The sequence below is a fragment of the Treponema sp. R8-4-B8 genome (assembly GCF_054786175.1).
In genome coordinates this window covers 1-437 of record NZ_BDHE01000439.1, presented here as the reverse complement: position 1 = coordinate 437, position 437 = coordinate 1, and the positions used below count along the sequence as shown (strand labels likewise).

The window sequence follows — 437 nt, the reverse complement described above, 5'->3', positions numbered from 1 at the left end:
GCAGATAACGGAAATAATTCCTTTTGCCGCTTATTGATTTTTTTCAGGGTCTAAAGGGTATTCTTTAATTGTTCTTCCTTTAACTATAGTACAATTTCGCCCGGTCTCCTTGGCGGAATACAACGCTTTATCCGCCAGAGCGTACATTTCTTCCGTATCGGTTGAAGCGCCGCATTTTTCCACATATACTCCAAGGGTCATTGTCACATATTTGGAAACGCTTGATTTTTCATGAGGGATTTTCAACAATTGTATTAATTTAGTAACGCGCGATATGACGGCTTTTACATGAGTAACGTCTTCTTTTTCAAACTAAAGCAGGGCAAATTCTTCACCGCTCACTCTGGCGCAGTAGACCCCCATTGTGTCTTTTAATCTGTTAACTGCTTCGCCTATGGCGCGAGGGTAGTCGTCGCCTTTTGGATGACCGTCAAAAT

1 pseudogene is annotated in these 437 nt (G+C 42.1%); it reads right to left on the bottom strand.

The window, feature by feature from the left end:
* Window positions 1–30: 30 nt before the first annotated feature.
* Window positions 31–279 (bottom strand): annotated as a pseudogene (locus tag ACYVRA_RS09145) (diguanylate cyclase domain-containing protein); the annotation flags it as partial.
* Window positions 280–437: the final 158 nt, after the last annotated feature.